Source organism: Brevibacillus laterosporus LMG 15441 (assembly GCF_000219535.2).
Taxonomy (GTDB): Bacteria; Bacillota; Bacilli; order Brevibacillales; family Brevibacillaceae; genus Brevibacillus_B; species Brevibacillus_B halotolerans.
The window spans coordinates 1,446,691-1,467,255 of record NZ_CP007806.1; the positions used below are offsets into that span (position 1 = coordinate 1,446,691).

The 20,565-nt window shown below is 42.2% G+C and carries 19 protein-coding genes; 12 read left to right on the plus strand and 7 right to left on the minus strand.

Features of this window, described 5'->3' with window-relative positions:
* Positions 1-38 precede the first annotated feature (38 nt).
* Positions 39-1,082, plus strand: coding sequence for a DNA polymerase III subunit delta (gene holA, locus BRLA_RS06695; RefSeq protein WP_003338253.1), 1,044 nt, complete (start codon positions 39-41; stop codon positions 1,080-1,082).
* A gap of 548 nt (positions 1,083-1,630) precedes the next feature.
* Here holA and rpsT read toward each other — a convergent pair.
* Entirely contained in the window at positions 1,631-1,906 is a 276-nt protein-coding gene (gene rpsT, locus BRLA_RS06705; RefSeq protein WP_003338252.1) for a 30S ribosomal protein S20, read from the minus strand.
* 244 nt (positions 1,907-2,150) lie between these two features.
* Here rpsT and gpr point away from each other — a divergent pair, with 244 nt between their 5' ends.
* The 10 genes from gpr to BRLA_RS06755 all read left to right on the plus strand — a co-directional run bounded on the left by gpr (position 2,151) and on the right by BRLA_RS06755 (position 13,315).
* Positions 2,151-3,254, plus strand: a complete 1,104-nt coding sequence (gene gpr, locus BRLA_RS06710) for a GPR endopeptidase (protein WP_003338250.1) — start codon at positions 2,151-2,153, stop codon at positions 3,252-3,254.
* A gap of 141 nt (positions 3,255-3,395) precedes the next feature.
* Entirely contained in the window at positions 3,396-4,592 is a 1,197-nt protein-coding gene (gene spoIIP / locus BRLA_RS06715) for a stage II sporulation protein P (protein WP_003338248.1), read from the plus strand.
* A gap of 8 nt (positions 4,593-4,600) precedes the next feature.
* A complete protein-coding gene (locus tag BRLA_RS06720; protein WP_003338247.1) occupies positions 4,601-4,906 on the plus strand; it encodes a DUF3679 domain-containing protein in 306 nt (101 codons plus the stop codon).
* Positions 4,907-5,158: 252 nt separating this feature from the next.
* A complete protein-coding gene (locus tag BRLA_RS06725) occupies positions 5,159-6,130 on the plus strand; it encodes an ABC transporter ATP-binding protein (RefSeq protein WP_003338246.1) in 972 nt (323 codons plus the stop codon).
* An 18-nt stretch (positions 6,131-6,148) separates the two neighbouring features.
* The gene (locus tag BRLA_RS06730; RefSeq protein WP_041751992.1) at positions 6,149-7,117 is read left to right on the plus strand and encodes an ABC transporter ATP-binding protein; all 969 of its coding nucleotides are present in this window, start codon (positions 6,149-6,151) and stop codon (positions 7,115-7,117) included.
* A 183-nt stretch (positions 7,118-7,300) separates the two neighbouring features.
* Complete coding sequence (locus BRLA_RS06735) at positions 7,301-8,935, plus strand: ABC transporter substrate-binding protein (RefSeq protein ID WP_003338244.1); 1,635 nt, start codon at positions 7,301-7,303, stop codon at positions 8,933-8,935.
* A gap of 111 nt (positions 8,936-9,046) precedes the next feature.
* Positions 9,047-10,051 carry an ABC transporter permease gene (locus tag BRLA_RS06740; RefSeq protein WP_003338243.1) on the plus strand — a complete coding sequence of 335 codons (1,005 nt, stop codon included), beginning with the start codon at positions 9,047-9,049 and terminating at the stop codon, positions 10,049-10,051.
* Between the two features lie 34 nt (positions 10,052-10,085).
* Positions 10,086-10,964 (plus strand): ABC transporter permease, encoded by an 879-nt coding sequence (locus BRLA_RS06745; protein ID WP_041752507.1) that lies wholly within the window; start codon positions 10,086-10,088, stop codon positions 10,962-10,964.
* A gap of 283 nt (positions 10,965-11,247) precedes the next feature.
* Positions 11,248-11,781, plus strand: a complete 534-nt coding sequence (locus BRLA_RS06750; protein ID WP_031309539.1) for a hypothetical protein — start codon at positions 11,248-11,250, stop codon at positions 11,779-11,781.
* Between the two features lie 439 nt (positions 11,782-12,220).
* Positions 12,221-13,315 carry a M24 family metallopeptidase gene (locus BRLA_RS06755; RefSeq protein ID WP_003338239.1) on the plus strand — a complete coding sequence of 365 codons (1,095 nt, stop codon included), beginning with the start codon at positions 12,221-12,223 and terminating at the stop codon, positions 13,313-13,315.
* 92 nt (positions 13,316-13,407) lie between these two features.
* Here the strand turns inward: BRLA_RS06755 and BRLA_RS06760 are convergent, their stop codons facing one another.
* Together BRLA_RS06760 and BRLA_RS06765 are read right to left on the minus strand one after the other, a co-directional pair.
* A complete protein-coding gene (locus tag BRLA_RS06760; RefSeq protein WP_003338237.1) occupies positions 13,408-14,043 on the minus strand; it encodes an NUDIX hydrolase in 636 nt (211 codons plus the stop codon).
* 14 nt (positions 14,044-14,057) lie between these two features.
* Entirely contained in the window at positions 14,058-15,224 is a 1,167-nt protein-coding gene (locus BRLA_RS06765; protein ID WP_003338236.1) for an MFS transporter, read from the minus strand.
* Between the two features lie 155 nt (positions 15,225-15,379).
* On the opposite strand from BRLA_RS06765, the gene BRLA_RS06770 reads away from it, so the two are divergent.
* The gene (locus BRLA_RS06770; RefSeq protein WP_003338235.1) at positions 15,380-16,138 is read left to right on the plus strand and encodes a TrmB family transcriptional regulator; all 759 of its coding nucleotides are present in this window, start codon (positions 15,380-15,382) and stop codon (positions 16,136-16,138) included.
* A gap of 88 nt (positions 16,139-16,226) precedes the next feature.
* Here the strand turns inward: BRLA_RS06770 and BRLA_RS06775 are convergent, their stop codons facing one another.
* The 4 genes from BRLA_RS06775 to BRLA_RS06790 are packed head-to-tail and all read right to left on the minus strand — an operon-like array spanning position 16,227 to position 20,218.
* Entirely contained in the window at positions 16,227-17,111 is an 885-nt protein-coding gene (locus tag BRLA_RS06775; protein ID WP_003338234.1) for a metal ABC transporter permease, read from the minus strand.
* Positions 17,108-18,454 (minus strand): metal ABC transporter permease, encoded by a 1,347-nt coding sequence (locus BRLA_RS06780; RefSeq protein ID WP_003338233.1) that lies wholly within the window; start codon positions 18,452-18,454, stop codon positions 17,108-17,110. The genes BRLA_RS06775 and BRLA_RS06780 overlap by 4 nt, the downstream gene beginning before the upstream one ends.
* Entirely contained in the window at positions 18,451-19,239 is a 789-nt protein-coding gene (locus BRLA_RS06785; RefSeq protein ID WP_003338231.1) for a metal ABC transporter ATP-binding protein, read from the minus strand. Before BRLA_RS06785 ends, BRLA_RS06780 begins: the two co-directional genes overlap by 4 nt.
* Before the next feature lie 16 nt (positions 19,240-19,255).
* On the minus strand, positions 19,256-20,218 hold the full coding sequence (locus BRLA_RS06790) for a metal ABC transporter solute-binding protein, Zn/Mn family (RefSeq protein ID WP_003338230.1): 963 nt from the start codon (positions 20,216-20,218) through the stop codon (positions 19,256-19,258).
* Between the last annotated feature and the right edge of the window lie 347 nt (positions 20,219-20,565).

Sequence of the window (20,565 nt, forward strand, 5' to 3'; positions counted from 1 at the left end):
AAATAGAGGAAATAGCGAGTAACAAAGGAGAGATCGGAATGCCGTTACGCACGGCGATGCGGGAGATTAAACAGAAGCGATTTGCTCCGGTATATGTACTTTATGGGCCGGAGACGTATCTAAAAGAGGAATTTATGACCTTGCTTCGTAACGAGATAATTGACCCGACATACGCTGATTTAAATATAGGAATGTACGATTGTGCTCAGACACCTTTAGAAGACATGTTAGTAGAAGCCAATACCTTACCATTTTTGTCTGACTATCGTTTGGTAATTGCCAGTAATGCTTATTTTTTAACCGGAGCAAAACCACCAAGTAAAATCGAGCATAACACAGATGTCCTCCTGGATTACTTAAAGGACCCGACTCCAAGCAGTTCTCTCGTGTTGGATGTACAGGCCGATAAGCTGGATGAACGTAAAAAATTAACAAAGCAACTGCAACAACGCGCTGTTGTTCTAGGGTTTCAAACATTGCAGGATACAGATTTATATGGATGGATTGAACGGACGGCACAACGCTTTGGTGCACAGATTGAACGAGAAAATGCTATGTTGCTGGCAGAGCGTGTTGGTTCAGAATTACGGTTATTAGTCAAAGAGATCGAAAAAATGACGCTCTATGTAAAGAAAGGCGATAATCAAACGGGGGAAATTACTCGTGAGACAATTGAGCTTTTGGCCTCACGAACGTTAGAGCAGGATGTTTTTTTTCTGGTTGAAGCCGTTGTTACTGGTAGAGTAACAGATGCGTTTCGTACCCTATATGATTGCTTGAAAATGGGAGAAGAGCCGATTAAGTTGATGGCGTTATTAGCGAGACAATTTAGATTGATATACCATGTGAAGACGCGTGCTCCACTAGGCTATACGCAGCAGCAGCTAGCTGGTATGTTAAAAATGCATCCTTATGCCGTTAAAAAGGCGCTGGAGCAAGCCAGACATTTTTCGGAGGCTAGTTTACGCCAGTTGCTAGGAATCCTTGCAGAAGAGGATTACCGGATGAAATCAGGACAGACCGACAAGAGATTAGCTCTGGAGGTATTTATTGCGAAGGTAGGACAAGAGCTAAAACGATAAAGCCTAGATAGCTTTTCCAGACATGAGGGACTCGTCTATTAGCAAAATCGTAATGACAGGCATTGTGTTTTATGTTAGCAGAATAAGATAGCTCTACAGGGTGCAGACACTTGAAGTGCACCCCTTAAAGTAGACATTGGAAAAAGCCCTGAGGTTATCTGATGAACTTTAGGGGGTGTAATTTTTTATGGCTAAACTTACAACAAGATCAAGTTAAGTTGTCAGGAGATGAGAAAGGGAATCTTGGTAAAAAGTCCGTGCTGTTAGCTATGTCGCATTGGAGAATAGAATCCTTGATAACTGGGAAGTATGCTTTTAATTTGACGATCCATATTGATGGAATCCGCCAACTGAAGTAGGGGGGGAATAGGGAAGTGTCAATAGGGCAAGCAGAACAAAATTTCCTAAGCTAATGAAGCTTGTGTTGTGTGTGATACGGAGAAGTGGTTCGTTCATTACATAAAAATGATATAGGATGCGTGCTTACCTCTAAAATAAAAAACCCTGCAAACCTAAGGTTGCGGGGTTTTTTGGCCTGTCAAACGAAATTATGCTACAGGAGCAGTAAGAACGTTAAGTTTTTTCATCAGGCGAGATTTTTGACGATTAGCTGCGTTTTTATGAATAAGACCTTTCGTAGCAGCCTTGTCAATTTTCTTAACAGCTGCAAGAAGGGTTGTTTTAGCTAATTCCACGTCAGAAGCAAGAACTGCTTTTTCGAAGTTCTTGATTGTTGTACGAAGATCAGATTTTTGAGAAGCGCGTTGAGCACGGCGTTTTTCAATCGTCTTTGTACGTTTGATAGCGGATTTAATGTTTGGCATACTTTCACCTCCTTAAAACAATAGAAAAGACCATAGCAAAAGAAATGCAACAAATAGTATTCTAGCATGCGTTTGGTGCATTTGCAAGGAATGATTTTGCGAATAAAAATGACAGAAGCAAGCAACCTAGTAGTAAGAAATAAGAACAGAACACATGATAATCTGGTTCTTAATCAAAGGGACAGAGGAATGAGCCAAATTAGCTTGTCGTACGGTTATTTTTCTCTACTTGGAGGCGAATAGAATGGATGTACATAACATTGATCTAGCTAAGTACACAATCCGCACTGATCTGGCAGTAGAAGCGCATGAGATAGCTTGTGAGCAAAATCAAAGCGATATTCCAGGGGTTTTCCTAGCAACAGATAACTCTGAGCCGGGTATTACCGTGACCAGAGTGCAGGTTGAGAATGAGGAGGCAGGTAAGCAAATCGGAAAGCTCCCAGGAAATTATGTGACAATTGAAGTGCCAAAACTCAGAGATAACGATTCAGAGCTGGAGGGTATAGTAACGAAGCGATTCGCCCGAGAGTTTGCTAGATTTCTGCAGGAACTCGGATTAACAGAGGACAAAAAGGCATTAGTCATTGGTCTTGGAAATTGGAATGTAACGCCTGATGCACTAGGCCCTCAAGTTGTTGAAAATTTATTGGTGACTCGTCATCTATTTGAGCTAGCACCTGAATCCGTTCAAGATGGATATCGTGAGGTTAGCGCACTGTCTCCCGGTGTATTAGGGATTACGGGTATTGAGACTAGTGAAATTGTGTTTGGTGTGGTAGAGAAGAGCAAGCCAGACTTTGTAATCGCGATTGATGCCCTTGCATCCCGAGCCCTACACCGTGTCAATACAACGATTCAGATTGCCGATTCGGGTATCCATCCCGGTTCGGGAGTAGGAAATAAGCGTAAATCCATTGACCACGCCACATTAGGAGTTCCTGTCATCTCTATAGGGGTTCCAACGGTGGTATTTGCTTCTACCATTGTAAATGATGCGATTACTTATTTATTAGGTCATTTTAATCAATCGATGCAGGAGCAAAATCGAGCATTTAATCGACTTACTGCTTCGGAAATGCCTGAGCGAAAAGAACCTTACACAGAGGAAGACTTACCTGATATGGAAAAAAGGGGAACCTTCATGGGATTAGTAGGGCAGCTCTCTGAGGATGAAAAGCGACAGTTAATTCATGAAGTGCTGCGTCCGTTAGGGCAAGAGCTAGTAGTGACACCTAAGGAAATAGACGATTTTATGGAGGGCATTTCTAATATAGTAGCTACAGGACTTAATCAGGCGTTGCATAGAGCCGTCTCTGAGGAGAATGTGAGTGCCTATACACATTAAAGAAGAGTAGACTGCCTTGCCATAAATAACCAATAAAAAACTGCAAAAAACGAAACGTTATTTTACTAGGGTGATCGTTCTATCTACTCTATGACATGCATACTATAAAGCATATGCAAAAGAAACGTCAGAGGAGGAGAAATGAAAATGATCACCCTATTACAACGCTATTTTTTTGCACTCTCTGCCGGCACAGCACTGTTATTTGTGCTTGTGAGTCTTTTGCTTGTAAGCCCCAATCATCAGGATTTTCTCTACTCTAGTAGCATTCAACGAGCGGCTTCCAACGTATCAAGTATTACGTTTCTCGATGCGATGGGTATGGAAATCCCTAGCTTGCATCGTACCGTTCAAGCCCAGGGAGAGCCTGAGAGCTCCACGATGCAAAGCTTCTTCTTTCAACTCATTACCGGTATTTATCCTGGTGATTTACGCAGTCTGTTAGGCAGAGAGCTGCCAGGCTTGCTTACCTACGATGATGCTCGCATTATTGTGCCAGGTCAAGGATTAGAGCTAGTGGATTTGTACGTGGAATCTGCCGCACCGAATGCAGTTGTTCAGGATGTGAAACGAGAAGAACATACAAAAGCAAGGGACATCGTACAGCCGGGACAAATCGAAAAGGATGAAACGAAGACGCCCAGTCCTCCTAGCATAGCTGGAGAGAAGCGTGTTTTTATTTACAATACACATAATCGGGAATCATGGACGCATGTAGCACCTACTGTAGGAACGTCAGTTGATCATCCAACAAAAAATATTCAGCTCGTTGGCAAACGATTCGGAAAGCTTTTACAAGAAAAAGGGGTAAATAACATTGTAAGTGAAAATGATTTTATTCAGCAATTGATCGACCAGAAAAAGACATATCCGATGGCATATGCTGAGTCATATAAAGCTGTGAAAGCTGCCGCTCAAAAAAATCCTGCTTTACAGTATTATTTTGATATCCATCGCGATGGGGACGTGTCGCGTACTAAAACGGCAATCACTATAAACGGAAAAACATATGCCCGCATCCTATTTGTCATTGGAACACGCAATCGTAATTTCATGCAAAATGAACGGATGGCCAAAGAATTGAACGCTTTGGTAGAGAAAAAATACCCGGGATTATCTCGTGGTGTAATCGCCAAAGGTGCTCATGAGGGAAATGCCGAGTATAACCAGTCCATCTCTCCGGGTAGTCTATTACTAGAATTTGGTGGAATCAACAACACGCTTGAGGAATCTTATAATACAGCGGAAGCATTTGCAGATGTTTTTGCGGAGTATTACCAAAAAGCAGAGAAAGTGAACAAAGAGCAGACACCAAAGAGTAGTAAGAGTAAGGAGTGAGAGCTTGGATGGTGCATACGATACGATTTATCGGTATGGTGATTCTGTTGTTAATTGGCATTGTACTGGGTATGCAAACCGCTGAACAGGGTATCAATAAAGTGGACGGAAGCTTACGCGAGCAATCCCAGACCTTTGCTATTACCAAGGTTGATAATAATCAGGTAGAGATAGCGGTTATGGGGAAACAAGTAAGAACAGAGCCAAAACGTGTCGTCAATTATGTGGGTGAAGCCGGGGAATCGGTAGGAAGATGGATTAAAAAAGGGACTGAAGCTACAGTAAATTGGATTTCTGGATTTTTTGAACCATAAAGCGAGTAAAGAAACAAGATGAGAGCAAATACGGTAGATTGGGAAAGGCAATTTGTGCTGAGGCGTTCGCAAGTTGCCTTTTTAGCTGGAGTACAAGTTTTTTGGGAAAAATAATTGGTTTAATTATACAAAATTAATTTTTGTTCATACTATATTATTTTGATGTTGCTAGTTTTATAAATAAATGCAATAATTATCTAAGTTATCAAAAAATAACCCATAAGAACAATGGTATAGAGAGGTGCGGTCCCTTTGACGCAAAAGATTTTGCACATTGAGAATCTAGAGACCCATTTTTTTACGGATCGTGGACGAGTTCCGGCCGTTGATCAAGTTAATTTATCCATCAACAAAGGTGAAGTGTTAGGTATTGTAGGTGAGTCAGGCTGTGGCAAGAGCGTTACGTCACTATCTGTCATGCGATTAGTACCTAATCCTCCGGGAAAAATTGTGGGCGGTAACATTTTGTTTAAAGGGGAAAACCTGTTAACTGCCAGCGAAAAACGAATGCGAGAGATTCGAGGAAACGAAATCGCAATGATTTTTCAGGAGCCAATGACTTCACTGAATCCCGTTTACAAAATTGGTGATCAGATTAGAGAAGCTGTTATTCTACACAAAAAAGCTTCTAAAAAAGAAGCAACAAAGCGTGCCATCGAGATGCTGCATTGTGTGGGGATTCCGCGTGCTGAGGAAATTATTCATGAGTATCCACATCAATTATCTGGCGGAATGCGTCAGCGTGTCATGATTGCGATGGCAATGGCCTGTAGTCCGCAATTATTGATTGCAGACGAGCCCACTACTGCTCTTGATGTTACCATTCAGGCTCAAATACTTGACTTGATGCGCAGTCTAAATGAGGATATGGGAACCGCAATCATGTTGATCACCCACGATCTAGGGGTAGTGGCAGAAATGTGCCACAGAGTGGTTGTGATGTATAGCGGAAATGTGGTGGAAGAAGGAGATGTCAGAAATATTCTGAAGAATCCGAAACATCCATATACGCAAGGCTTACTCCAATCTATTCCACACTTAGAAGAAAAGAAGGAGCGTCTTTATTCCATCCCAGGTAATGTTCCACTGCCAGGCACGATTAAAGAGGGCTGTCGATTTGCACCGCGTTGTGAATATGTGACAGACAAATGCCGGATGACGATGCCGCAGCTATTGGAAGTGGGCACAGGACATCGAGCGCGCTGTTTTCTACATGAACAATAACATCGGAAGGGGGGCAGATTGGTGGAGGATTTATTAGTAGTGAATCGTTTGAAAAAATACTACCCGATCACGGGTGGAGTTTTTGCCAGAGAAATCGGCGCAGTAAAAGCGGTTGATGATGTCTCTTTTCGTGTGAAGAGAGGGGAGACCTTAGGATTGGTAGGAGAAAGCGGGTGTGGCAAGTCTACAACAGGTAGATCTATACTCCGATTAATAGAACCAACAAGTGGTGAAGTGCTATTTGAAGGAAAAAATGTGGCCCGGATGAAAAGAGAGGAAGTACGGGAGATTCGTAAGGATATGCAGATTATTTTTCAGGACCCATTTGCGTCTTTAAATCCACGTCATACAGTCGGAAAAATTTTAGAAGAACCTCTGATTGTCCATGGGATCAATTCCTCCAAAGAACGGAGTAAGCGTGTTCATGAATTACTAGAGGTAGTCGGACTATCTAGCTATCATGCGGGACGTTATCCTCACCAATTTAGCGGAGGACAGCGTCAGCGAATCGGAATTGCTCGTGCACTGATTTTAAATCCTAAATTAATTGTGGCTGACGAGCCAGTATCCGCCTTGGATGTATCTGTTCAATCACAGGTGCTTAATCTTATGCAGGATTTACAAAAAGAATTTAACCTGACGTATTTATTCATTGCTCATGATCTAAGTGTGGTTCGGCACATTAGTGATCGTGTAGGTGTTATGTATTTGGGCCGCATTGCAGAGCTCGCGGATAAAGATGAGCTGTATACGAACCCTTTGCACCCATATACAAAAGCATTGCTGTCAGCCGTACCTGTAGCGGATCCTGATAAAAAACAGGAAAGGATTATTTTGCAAGGTGATTTACCAAGCCCAGCTAATCCACCGACAGGTTGTACATTTCATACGCGATGTCCTCATGTGATGGATGTATGTAGGGAAAAACGTCCTGAAATGCTTGCATCGAGAGAAAATCATCTGGTAGCCTGTCACTTATATAGTTAATATTCAAAATTTTATGAAAAATAAATGAGCATATTTTTATAAAAAGAACGTACTGTTTTGACAAAACCTCTTTTTTACATGGATTTGTTACAGGCAGGAAACGTCAAGAATGCATGAAGCAAGAAAGCAATGGCGATATGTTGCTTTCTGTTCATGAAAATAGAAAACAAGGGGGAGTAAAATATGAAAAAAAGGAAGCTGGCAGCGGCTCTTTGCGGAATAATGACTTTTTCTGTAGCATTGACTGCCTGTGGAAGTAATACAAACGAAGCCGCCAAACAAGGGGAAACAAAGACAGCAGACACCAAAAAAGATGGAAAAACCCTAATTGTGGGGCGCGGTGGAGATTCTGTAGGTCTTGACCCAATCACGATTACCGATGGAGAGTCGGCGCGAGTTACAGAAAACATTATGGAAACACTGGTAAAATACAAAAAAGAAAATACAGAAGTGATACCAGGACTTGCTGAAAAGTGGGATATTACTACGGATGGTAAGAAATACACCTTCTATTTGCGAAAAGGAGTTACCTTCCATGATGGGACACCTTTTAATGCAGAGGCTGTTAAATTTAACTTTGAACGTTGGATGGATAAAAGCAATCCATACCACGATAAAGAAGGCTATGAATATTATAATGACATGTTTGGCGGCTATAAAGGCGACAAGGACCATGTCATCGCTTCTGTAGATGTGAAGGATGAGTACACGATCGTCCTTACATTGAATCGTCCTCTAGCACCTCTTATGCAGAATCTAGGCATGTTCCCGTTTGCTATCGCCTCACCAGATGCAGTGAAGAAGGGGACAAAGGAATTTAATGAGAAGCCTGTTGGAACTGGTCCATTCAAATTCGAGAAATGGAACCGAAATGATAGTATTGCGATTGCGAAAAATCCAGATTATTGGCAAAAGGGTCTTCCTAAGCTAGACAAAGTTATTTTTAAGGTGATTCCAGACAACTCCGCTCGTTTAACAGCGCTTACATCTGGGGAGATAGACATTATGGATGGTTTAAATCCTGATGATGCGAAGCCTGTGAAGGAAAATAAAGATCTACAGTTATTTATCCGTCCTTCTATGAATGCTGGCTGGCTAGGCTTTAACATTGAGAAAAAACCTTTAGACAATGTAAAGGTACGACAAGCAATGGGGCATGCCATAGATAAGCAAGGTATGATCGAAGCCTTCTACAGCGGTTTTGCCCAGTCTGCTACTAATCCGCTACCTCCCTCTATTTGGAGTCATAATGATCAAATTAAGGATCGCGAATATAACCTAGAAAAAGCAAAGCAGTTACTGGCTGAAGCAGGGTATCCAAATGGGTTCAAAGTGAAATTCTGGGCAATGCCAGTACCGCGTCCATATATTATTAATGGTCCAAAAATGGCTGAAGCGATACAGCAGGACTTTAAGAAAATTGGTATTGATGCCGAAATCGTTTCTATGGATTGGGCGACTTATTTAGATAAAACCAGAAAAGGGGAACAGGAGCTTTATCTGCTTGGCTGGACTGGAGATAATGGCGACCCTGATAACTTCCTAAACAATCACTTTAATAAAAATAATATAGGCGGTAGTAACCGTTCCTTCTACAAAGATGAGAAGGTTACTGACCTGCTGGTGAAGGCGCAATCTGAGGTAGACGTTGCAAAACGTACTGCAATTTACAACGAGGTTCAACAAATCATCTTTGATCAAGCAATTCTCATCCCATTGGTGCATTCGACACCTCCAATTGCAGCGAAAGCAACTGTTAAGGGCTATGTGCCACATCCTAAAGGTAATGAAAGCTTAGAAGAGGTGGATATTGAATAGGTTTCATATGTAAAAGGGTAGGAGCTGAGCTTTCCTCTTACCCTTTTCTTTTCCCATTCATTTATCCGCTATCGTTTTAATACACAAGCAAGGAAAGCGAGGAGATGGTATTTGCTAGCTTACACTATACGACGCTTGCTCATGCTGATCCCTGTATTTTTGGGCATGTCTATTATCGTGTTTTCCATTATTCACGCCATCCCCGGGGACCCAGCCTTAACGATTTTAGGAGAGAAGGCTAGTCCGAGTGCCGTTGAAGAACTCCGTGAACAATTAGGATTAAATTATCCGTGGTACATTCAATATTTTTCTTATCTTAAAGATGTAATGACAGGTCATTTAGGCGTATCACTTCATACGAAAGCAGCTATTGCCAAGGAGATCGTTCCTTATTTATCTGCTACTACCGAATTAGCTATTGTCAGCTTGTTGTTTGCGCTTGTTGTAGGGATTAATGCTGGAATTATTTCTGCTTGGAAACAAAATTCTTGGTTTGATTATGTATGCATGCTCATTGCTTTGATTGGTGTTTCTATGCCCGTTTTTTGGCTAGGGTTAATGGAGCAGTGGTATTTTGCACAGGAATTAAAATGGTTACCTTCAGTAGGGCGGGATAATCCGCGTGATGCTGTAGAGGCGATTACCCATTTTTATCTACTCGATACGATCATTAGTGGGCGATGGGATCAATTCAAGGATGTGATCTTGCACCTTATCTTACCTGGCATTGCACTAGGAACCATTCCAATGGCTATCTTTGCTCGAATTACGCGTTCCAGCATGCTGGAAGTGATGCGTTCTGATTACATTCGTACTGCCCGTGCCAAAGGATTAGCTCAGTTTTTCGTGGTGTACAAGCACGCGCTAAAAAATGCCTTGATTCCGATTTTGACAGTAATTGGCTTACAGTTAGGAATGCTTTTAGGCGGAGCTATTCTTACGGAGACTATTTTTGGCTGGCCGGGGATCGGGCGTTACATTTATACAGCGATTGGCAACCGTGACTACCCCGTTATCCAATCCGGCATTCTTGTGATTGCTTTTATTTTCGTATTGATCAACTTAATTGTGGATTTACTCTATGCCTATGTTGATCCACGTATTAAATATCGCTAAGGGGGGGGCAACAGTGGTGCAAGTAACTCCAGAGATGCAAGCTGTCTCTTCTAAAGAGCAGGTTGAAAAAACAACGTCTCCTTGGCGAGATGCCTGGCGAACGTTACGGAAGAATAAAATGGCTTTGTTAGGGTTTGGGATCATCATCTTTTTTATTCTGGTTGCGATTCTTGCTCCTGTTATTACTACGCATCCTTTTGATGAGGGGGCTTTAAAAGAGAGAAACATGCCGCCTTCTGTAAAACATTGGTTTGGAACTGATTATAATGGTCGGGACGTCTATACACGTGTAGTATATGGGGCACAAATCTCTTTATGGGTAGGGACATTTTCGGTTATAGGCTCGATTATTATAGGGACCCTGCTTGGATTGATTGCTGGCTATTATGGAAGATGGATTGACATGCTTATCTCTCGTACATTTGATATCATTTTAGCCTTCCCTAGCATTTTGCTAGCTATTGCGATCGTTGCCATTCTAGGACCTTCTCTACAGAATGCACTAATGGCTATTGCGATTATCAATGTTCCTACTTATGGGCGATTAGTGCGTTCGAAGGTGCTTAGTTTAAAAGAAGAGGAATTCATTATGGCTGCTAGGGCTATTGGAATGAGGGATGCTCGGATTATTTCACAGCATATATTGCCAAATAGCATAGCTCCTATTATTGTGACGGGGACCTTAGGGATCGCTACCGCTATTTTGGAAGCGGCTGCGCTTGGATTCCTCGGACTTGGCGCACAACCGCCGCAACCCGAATGGGGTAAAATGCTAGCCGACTCTCGTGAATACATCCAGCAGGCACCTTGGACGGTTATTTTTCCTGGTCTGTCCATTGTGCTGACCGTCCTTGGATTTAACCTGATAGGTGATGGACTAAGAGATGCCTTAGATCCCCGGATGAAGAATTAGAACGAAAGATTGCTCCTGCTCCTTGATGACTTCAGTTATGATCTAGGGCAGGAGCTTGTTTACGTATACGAATATCGGAGTGGAGAAAAACTAGCATTCCTCTAAATTGAGATAATCTTCGGATAACGGCCATTACCATTAGTAAGTTAGTCACACATTCGTCTTTTCGCCTATATACTGTGGAAAAACCGGAAAAAGGAGATGATCCCCGATGTATGGTTATTCACCAAACTATAACAATTACGTCTTCAGGCCAGTTTCATCTGTGTGTTGGACACCTGCAATGGTAGAGTTGAACCGTCAGTTGAGGGCTTTATGGGAACAACATATTTACTGGACAAGATTAGCGGTGAATAGTATCGTAGGCGACCTACCTGATAAGGATCCAACGATTAAAAGGCTTCTTCGGAATGCCACCGATTTTGCAGCTGCTTTTCAACCTTTCTATGGACCTACAATTGCGGCAAGATTTGGCGAGTTGATGAAGGGACATCTTACGATTGCAGGGGAACTCGTTCAAGCGCTGCACACAGGCAATTCCGCCGCCGCAGCAGATGCACAGCGACGTTGGTACGCAAATGCCGATGACATTGCTATCTTCCTGGGCAGAATTAATCCTTATTGGTCCCAAGAGGAATGGAGACAGATGATGTACCAGCATCTTAGACTTCTAACTGCCGAAGTAGCAGCACGTATTGCGGGTAACTATGAGGAAAACGTTGCAACAAATGATCTGGTTGAGCCCCAGGCACTGGAGATGGCTGATGTTATGACCAGCGGAATTATACAACAGTTTCCAAATCAATTCATAGGATAGATCAGTATCTGCTTCCGATTTACTTGTAATACACATGTCTTGCTATCACATGACCTCATCTGTAAGTGGTGAGGTTTTTTATTTTCGAAAAAGGAGTTATCTTTCAGATATTATCTGAAAGTATCGTTTCCACACGGTCACCTTGAATTAAGCTAAATGTCCAAATATGAATCAGTTTGGCGGCGATGCTCATGGGGAAAATCTTTATAGAAAAAACCTTCGTACATTGTTAATTGGCTTCCCTTTTTCATCTAATATGGTACATTCTATAAAATCGTGGGAATTATTCGAATCAGAGTCTTTCAATAGAAAGTAACCTTACCTATTAATCACGTGTTAGCAAGAAGATTTATTTTATACAAGGAGGATGTATCAATATGAACTCCTATGGTATCCTCAAGATAGGAAAGATCGCTAAAGAAAGGTATGGTGGGCGAAAGTGGATCAAAGACGTCTTACTCAACTACGTTCGTTTATGGAAGAACAGCAAGCGGATGCTATTCTTGTAACTCTTCCTATGCATGTATATTATTTGACTGGTTTTTTTACAAATCCACATGAACGGTTTATGGGGCTTGTAATCCCTGCTAATGGAGAACCGGTCTTAATCGTACCTGCGTTAGACCGTAATGCAGCAGAAGCGGCTTCTAGCGTGCAAAACATTATGACACATACAGATACCGACAATCCGTATCAAATTTTAAAGCAGGCTCTCCCGCAGAATATGAAGAGCTTGGCTGTGGAGAAGAGTCATTTGACTGTTTCTATCTATGAAGCAATGGTCAAAGAATTAGATGTTCCTACATACATAGATGTGGAAGAGCCGTTACGCCAAATGCGTTTAATAAAGTCTGCTGATGAAGTGGTTCGGATTAAGCGAGCATGTGAGACAATCGAGGAAGTTCTTAGACAATGTCTGCCAAAAGTAAAGGTTGGCGTAACAGAAGCTGAGATCGTAGCAGAGCTGGAATTCCTAATGAAAAAGCTAGGCTCGCAAGGTCCATCGTTTTCTACAATGGTGTTAAGTGGCCCTAACTCAGCATTACCGCATGGGAAGCCAGGTAGCCGTAAGATTGCGAACGGAGAGTTCCTATTGTTTGACATGGGTGTATTACAAGATGGCTACATCTCTGATATTACGCGGACATTTGCTGTTGGAGAGATTAATGACAAGCAAAAGGATGTCTATGAAACGGTATTAGCGGCGAATCTAGCTGCGATTGAAGCTACGCGACCAGGTGTTGTGCTGGCAGATTTAGACCAGGTAGCGCGTCAGGTTATTGCTAACAAGGGATATGGGGAGTATTTTACCCATCGCTTAGGTCATGGCATGGGTATGGATGTACACGAATACCCTTCTGTCCATGGGGCTAATCAGGATAAGGTAGTAAGCGGAATGGTGTTTACTATCGAGCCGGGAATCTATTTGCCAGAGGTTGGCGGCGTACGTATCGAGGATGACGTGCTTGTAACAGATACTGGAGTCGAAATTTTAACAAGCTATCCAAAAGAGCTTCAAATCATTGGTGTGTAAAAAATCCTATTTTATCTGAAGAAAAAGACGAGCGAGAGGCTCGTCTTTTTTTATAGGTGGGGGAGTATTCCATCTGCTACTAGTAGGGATTCCTAATTTCTTTTAGAAAGATACTCTGTTATAGAGTGAATGATACCTTCAAAATAAGCCTGCTCATGAGGAACGAAATCGTGTTTGCCCACCACCCTGATAAGCGAAATCCTTTCCCCTTTGGTATTCCTTTCGAAGCCCTCAACAAGCAGCTCCTGTTTGTCATGTAACCAAAGCTCGCAAAATCCAGCAAATTCAGCTTTTACTATACCAGAAACCTCTTCTGGCTGGAGTGTATAATCACTTATCGCATGTTTACTTTGGTAAAGAAATACGTGACTTAATTCTCTATCAATAAATCCTTTTTGGATAATGCAGTTTTTGATGACTCCTGATGATACTAAATCATGGAAAGAAACACGTATGCCTAATTCTTCTTCTATTTCTCTGATTCCATCATAAATCGTTTCATGAGCAAGCAAATGACCGGCGGCTGTAATATCCAACAGAGAAGGGAAGTCCTTTTTCTGCTCACTCCTGATTTGAAAATGAATATAATCAGTCCCATTTTCATTACTAATAAACCAACAATGAAACGTCTCGTGCCAAAGGCCCTTGCGATGAACCTCTGCACGTGAAGCTGAACCTAGATGATTGTGAGACTCGTCAAAAATGGCAAGCAATTCTGTTTCCATCATCTGTACCTCTTCTTTTATTTTCTAGATAACGATAACGTAACACGGCTAGGCTTAGCCATCGAGAAGACAGCAGATCCTAAAGCTAGCATAATGATAAGCCCACCCACAGTAGCATTCCAATCAATGGAGGCTCTCTCAATAACGATTCCGCCAATTAAGGAGCCAAAAGCAATCCCAAAGTGAAGAGCAGAATTGTTTAAGCTTTGTTGAATGTCAGAGGATTCTGGAGCAGATTCAATTAAATAGCTTTGTAATGCAGGGGTGATCGCCCAGCTTAACATACTCCAGATAATCATCACTACAAGGAATAGCGGTAAAGCAAAGGTAGTGTAGGGAATCATAAAGATTGTCAAAGCAAAGATCGAAATAACAGATAGAATGGTACGTTTTGTCCCAAAGCGATCTGATAGAAAGCCTCCAAAGCCTCCGCCAAATACGGCAGCAATACCAAAAATAACATAGATAATGCTTACCCAGGTTCCATCTAGTCCTAGCTTCATTTTTAAAAATGGTGTTAGATAAGCATATAACGTTAAATGACCGGCTAAAAATAAAAATGATGTCAATTGAATAAATAATACGCTACGATTTTTCAATGTACCTAACTGCTTCCAAACCGGAATGGCAGGCTTCGGCTCAATTCGATCCATAAAGAAATGAACACCTGTCATCGAAAGTACGGTCAAAATTGAGATTAGGATAAACGGAGCTCGCCAACCAAAGGAATTACCTATTAGTAATCCAATGGGTACTCCAAGCACAAGAGAGGCGCTGATTCCCATAAAAACAACTCCGATTGCTCGGGCACGGTATGGGATAGCCACGAGGCTTGATGCGATTGTAACACATAAAACAACCAGTAAAGAGCCACTTGCAGCCGAGATGATACGTGCAAGTAACAGCATCGTATACGATGGACTGATGACTGCTATTACGTTACCGATCAAAAATACGAATAAAGAAAGCATCGTTAACCGCTTTCGTTCTATGCCTGCGGTTAATGTTAATAGAATGGGAGCTGAGATAGCAAATACAAGGGAAAACATTGTAATCAGAAATCCTGCTTTACCAAGACTCACTCCCAGATCAGTGGCTACTAAATCTAGAATCCCACCTATAATCAATTCAACCATCCCTACTACAAAAGAGACAATGGTTAGCAAATAAACTCTTCTATTCATGTCCTAACAACCTTTCTCTCTAAAAAGTTACCACTGCAATAGTAACTTTTTATGCAGGAGAAAACAAGTGTAAATTTCATCATACATCATAAACCAGAGAATATGCTATGATGGTACTACTACCTACTAAATGGTTAAGCAAGGGGTCAAAGACAATGCTTCAACAATTCGGCTTTACACAATATGAAAGTCAAGTTTATCAAGCGCTGATAACCGTTGATCAGCCATTAGATGCCACAGGTATCGTCAAGGGGTCAGGTGTTCCGCGTTCAAAGGTATATGAAGTCCTTCATCGCTTGTCCGAAAAAGGGATGATTCTTGAAACGACCGTTGAAAAAAAGCGACTGTATACCGCTCTTCCTATTGAATCGATCATTGAAAAACTAAAAGCTGATTTTGAAACGAATGTTCAAAAATTAAGAAGCACGCAAAAAAAAGAAGCTCCCAAGGATGATCGAGTATGGACCTTAAGAGATAACCATTCGATCCAAGCCTTGCTAAAGGATTTGCTTCTGCAATCCAGTCAATCGATTTTTATTTCGGGATGGGCTGATGATTTAGCTGCTTTTCTCCCCATTTTAGAGCAAAAATACGCTGAGGGAATTACCGTTAATATTCATGTGATTGGTGAATTTCCAACCGCGATTCCTACAGTGTCTACCTTAATTCCTGATGTACAGCACGCGAGCTTAGAGAGAAGTCGCATCCTTATTGTTGATGAACAGGAATTGCTTTTTGCCGGGATAGAAGAGAGTAAGTGGCAAGCTATTCGCACAGGCTCGCGTCCTTTATTGAAATTCTTTACTGAGTTTTTCTATCATGATGTTGCCTTAACCGAAATTACCCAAAGATATCGAGATACCGTTATGAAAGATCAGGCCATTCGCGATGTATTGTTAAATTTAAGGTATTAGCTGAAGGATTACCCTTTGCAAAATAAAAGCCTCTCTCTTATCTAACCCAAGAGAGAGGCTTTGCTGTTAGAGTTGCAAGCCAACGTAACTATTCCTGCTCAGATACACGTAAGCTGCGACGAGCAAGCAGCTTAGAAATAAGACCATAACGCGGTGAGAATATAAAAGCTAGGGCGAATAATAGCCCCGCGATAACTGTCATGGCGCCAGCGATGGAGCTATCTAACCAGGTTGCCAAAGCATAACCGAGTGCAGAGCATAGGACACCGATCAGCATGCTTAACCCTAGCATGACAGGTAGACGGTCTGTCAGCAGGTAGGCAGTCGCTCCAGGTACAACCAACATAGCAACAACCAGAATAGCGCCAACACTTTCAAAAGAGGCGACAGTTGCCATAGAGACCAGCCCCATTAGAAGATAGTGGAATAAAGCGACTGGAATGCCAATAGCAGCCGCCATTGCAGGATCGAATGTGCAGAGCTTAAATTGCTTATAAAAGAGCGAGATAACCAACAGACTGACCAAGAAGACGATGCCAATTCCCCAGACTGCTCTTGGCCCCAAATCCAGATCACCGATAGTAAGTGTATCCCACGGTACATAAGCGATTTCTCCATATAGTACACAATCCAAATCTAAATCTACTTGTGAGCTGAACAAAGAGATGATCACAACCCCAATAGAAAATAGAGCGGTAAAGGTTACCCCGATGGCTGCATCTGATTTAACACCACTGTTTCGAAAAAGCTGAATCAAAAAGACAGTAAGCAGACCAAATGCTCCGGCACCGATTAGCATAGGCAACGTTTCCCGACTATTCGTAATGAGAAAAGCTAGGGCAATACCAGGTAGAATCGCATGACTTATCGCATCACCTAGCATAGCCATTCGTCTTAAAATGAGAAAACAACCGAGGAAGCCGCATGTAGCGGCTACCAATGATCCGGTTAAAATAATCCAAAAGCTGTTCATACGGGAACACCTCCCTGTTCCGATTTCTTTCTGGAAGTAGGGGGGGACATATGTCCGAGAAGTAAAGGCGTCATATCATAGTGTTCTAGCTCAGCCAACATTTGTTTCAGTTGTGGTTTGGTTAGCTGATGTACAATTAGCTCTTCATTTTGATCAACACCATAGCCCTGATACTTTTGTTCATTCATGAGGAACAAATCCCACAGGCGTTGATTCAAAATGAGATCGTGTGCTTTTTCTACACCTGTTTTCGTGAATGTCCAATGCTCCAGACGGCTTTTGTCAAAGGCAACCCAGCCCTTCTTTTGCAAGCTAGATAAGGCTTTGACTACAGTAGCATGTGCTTTTCCACTTTTTTGACTAAGCCGATTCACAGGTATATACAGATTATGGGATATACGCTGTTGTTTAATCTCGTGTTCCATACATTCATATAGGGAGCGCAAGACATCTTGTTGCAAAACCTGATTTCGCAAACGTAAAAAACGAATGAGTTTAAACAAGACACCACGACTTGGTGAAAAAATGAGTGAAAACAAAAATAAAGCTGTGGCACCCAGTACAATAATGGGACCAGTTGGTAAATTTTGAACCTGTGTGCTAAGCAATGTTCCAAATGCTCCGCTCAAGGCTCCAAATACACCGGAGAGTATAACCATTGACCCTAGTTTATTCGTCCAATAACGGGCTGTAACTGCTGGGGTAATCAGCATGGCTGCCATTAGCACAACTCCTACCGCTTGCAGACCAATTACCACAGACATCAGTAGCATGACCATTAATAACCCATCCAGCATTCCCATAGGCAATCCCAAACCGCGACCAAATCCAGCGTCAAACGAGAGCAGTTTAAATTCTTTAAACAATAAGCTTGTTAACAAAATTAAAATAGCTCCTACAACAACCATTGTATTGACGTCGTTACCAACTAAAGAAGCAGCTTGACCAAACAAGAATTTATCCAGACCGCTTTGATTTCCACTGGAGCTATGCTGGATATAAGTAAGCAAGACGATTCCGATTCCAAAGAACACGGATAAAATAAGCGCAAGGGCAGTATCTTCTTTAATTCGTGAGTGGCGCGAAATCATACTGATAAAGTAAGTAGCAACCAGCCCGGATAGGACTGCCCCAAGTAAAAATAAGCCAACTGATTTTGAGCCAGTAAGTAAAAAGACTAGACAAACGCCAGGTAATGCTGCATGAGCGAGGGCATCACCCATCAATGAACGACCGCGGAGAAAGGCAAAGCAACCGAGTACCCCGCTACTGATTCCAAGTAGAATGCAACCAGCTAGAACCCATTGTGTGTTAGGATCTAGCAAAGCCTGCCACCAACTCATTTTGACCCCTCCTGCTTGGACCTGTCTGTGGATAGGGCCAGCCGATCACCTAAGATTTGTAAGCGGCCTCCATAGGTTTTTTGTAAATTCTCTGTGGTAAAGGTTTCTTCTGTTGGACCGTTTACGATCATTCGCTTATTAATCATGACAACCCAATCAAAATATTCCGTAACGGTTTGAAGATCGTGGTGAACGACCAACACCGTTTTATTTTGTTCCTTTAATTCGTTCAAAAGGAGAATGATTGCTTTCTCCGTAGCAGCATCAACACCGGCAAAGGGTTCATCCATGAAATAGATTTGAGCCTCCTGAGCCAAAGCACGCGCTAGGAAGACACGCTGTTGTTGTCCACCCGAAAGCTGGCTGATTTGACGATCAGCAAAATCAGCCATCCCTACTTTACGCAGGCATTCCATGGCCCATTCCTTATCGGTTTTGCCAGGCCTACGGAACCAGCCAAGACGTCCGTAACGCCCCATTAGGACAACATCAAGAGCATCTGTGGGGAAGTCCCAGTCAACGGTTTCACGCTGTGGGACATAGCCTACTAGCTTGCGTTGCTCGCGATAGGGTTTTCCATAGATGTGGACTTGACCAGAGGCAGCAGGGATGAGCCCTTGAATGGCTTTGATAAACGTTGATTTCCCTGCACCATTGGGTCCAATAATTCCGATTAATTTGCCTTCAGGAATGGTAAGTGTGACATTTCGAAGGACTGGTTTTTTCTGATAGGCAACCGTCAAATCGCTGACGGAGAGTGGTTCGTATGATGTAACGGGATTCATTTAGGACCCTCCTTTTTTATTTGAGAGCAGAGACAATTGTATCTACATTATGCTTTACCATACCGATATAGTTCCCCTCAGGCGTGCCTGGCGTGCCCATTGCATCAGAGAATAACTCCCCGCCGATGACAACGTTGTGGTTTTTGGCAGAAGCCCCTTCAACTACGGCTTCAATCGAGCGCTTTGGTACTGAGGATTCTACGAAGACAGCTTTGATTTTTCGATCAACAAGGGTAGTTACCAGGTTCTGGACATCCTTTAAGCCATATTCAGAAGCTGTACTAATCCCTTGCAGGCCTACAACTTCAATATCATATGCCTTACCAAAATAAGCAAAAGCATCATGAGCGGTAACTAGGACACGTTGCTCTTTAGGAACAGTTGCAACTTGTTGTTTGGCATAATCGTGCAATTCTTGCAATTGTTTTAAATAGTTTGTCGCATTTGTGTGATATAGATCTCTATGTAGGGTATCAATTTCAGATAAGGAGTCGCGAACTTGCTCTACAGCTTTCATCCACAGGGATACGTCGAACCAAACATGTGGATCTGGCTGATCTGGTGACTCAGGATCTGCGTGTAATAATTCTTTCGGAATTTGTTTTGTCACTGCAATAACTGGCTTTTTTTTGCTCATTTGTTCGAATATATCAACCATTTTTCCTTCAAGATGAAGACCGGAATAAAAGACAATGTCGGCATTCTCAATTCGTTTGATATCCCCTTGAGATGCTTTGTATAAATGGGGGTCTACACCAGCACCCATTAATTGAGTAACCTCTACTTGATCTCCACCGACCTTTGCTACAATATCTGCGACCATACCAGTAGTGGTGGTGATTTTCCATGTTCCTTCGTGTTGTGGTTTTTGTGTATCACCGCTAGTCGCTTGTTGTCCGCAGCCTGTCAGCATAAGTGATAAGGCTAAGACGGAAGCGCTAAGGAATGAAAACCAACGCTGTTTTTTCAATAGTTGCATAGTTGTCCTCCTACAAGTTTTTTATATTTATGCCAAAAAGTTTCCTGAGGTCAACTTTATCACAAACATTTGCCCGAGTGCAACAATTTTACCATATGCTACCTTAATGAAATTGGTGCTTGATCATGTAACCATGCAGGAATAAGGATACCTTAACTCTGTTAAACTCCGTAATATTCGAATGAAAGGGAGCCAATCGAGATTTGAGACGCAAAAGCATACAGGACTTGTTTGTAAACAATAATAACTGGGTAATTTGTTCGATAGGGCAGTAGAGTGCAGGGGAGAGAAGCGGGTGCTGAAGTATCTCTTTGGTAAATAAAAAACTCGGCTAGCACCGAGTCTGT

What these genes read in the sequence shown, in the direction of transcription:
- BRLA_RS06765 (WP_003338236.1), bottom strand. Translation starts at nt 15,224, where the DNA reads ATGAATAGAAGAGTTTATTTGCTAACCATTGTCTCTTTTGTAGTAGGG.
- holA (WP_003338253.1), top strand. Translation starts at nt 39, where the DNA reads ATGCCGTTACGCACGGCGATGCGGGAGATTAAACAGAAGCGATTTGCT.
- BRLA_RS06780 (WP_003338233.1), bottom strand. Translation starts at nt 18,454, where the DNA reads ATGAGTTGGTGGCAGGCTTTGCTAGATCCTAACACACAATGGGTTCTA.
- BRLA_RS06735 (WP_003338244.1), top strand. Translation starts at nt 7,301, where the DNA reads ATGAAAAAAAGGAAGCTGGCAGCGGCTCTTTGCGGAATAATGACTTTT.
- BRLA_RS06720 (WP_003338247.1), top strand. Translation starts at nt 4,601, where the DNA reads ATGGTGCATACGATACGATTTATCGGTATGGTGATTCTGTTGTTAATT.
- BRLA_RS06750 (WP_031309539.1), top strand. Translation starts at nt 11,248, where the DNA reads ATGGTAGAGTTGAACCGTCAGTTGAGGGCTTTATGGGAACAACATATT.
- BRLA_RS06790 (WP_003338230.1), bottom strand. Translation starts at nt 20,218, where the DNA reads ATGCAACTATTGAAAAAACAGCGTTGGTTTTCATTCCTTAGCGCTTCC.
- BRLA_RS06745 (WP_041752507.1), top strand. Translation starts at nt 10,086, where the DNA reads ATGCAAGCTGTCTCTTCTAAAGAGCAGGTTGAAAAAACAACGTCTCCT.
- BRLA_RS06760 (WP_003338237.1), bottom strand. Translation starts at nt 14,043, where the DNA reads ATGATGGAAACAGAATTGCTTGCCATTTTTGACGAGTCTCACAATCAT.
- BRLA_RS06785 (WP_003338231.1), bottom strand. Translation starts at nt 19,239, where the DNA reads ATGAATCCCGTTACATCATACGAACCACTCTCCGTCAGCGATTTGACG.
- rpsT (WP_003338252.1), bottom strand. Translation starts at nt 1,906, where the DNA reads ATGCCAAACATTAAATCCGCTATCAAACGTACAAAGACGATTGAAAAA.
- BRLA_RS06770 (WP_003338235.1), top strand. Translation starts at nt 15,380, where the DNA reads ATGCTTCAACAATTCGGCTTTACACAATATGAAAGTCAAGTTTATCAA.
- gpr (WP_003338250.1), top strand. Translation starts at nt 2,151, where the DNA reads ATGGATGTACATAACATTGATCTAGCTAAGTACACAATCCGCACTGAT.
- BRLA_RS06775 (WP_003338234.1), bottom strand. Translation starts at nt 17,111, where the DNA reads ATGAACAGCTTTTGGATTATTTTAACCGGATCATTGGTAGCCGCTACA.
- spoIIP (WP_003338248.1), top strand. Translation starts at nt 3,396, where the DNA reads ATGAAAATGATCACCCTATTACAACGCTATTTTTTTGCACTCTCTGCC.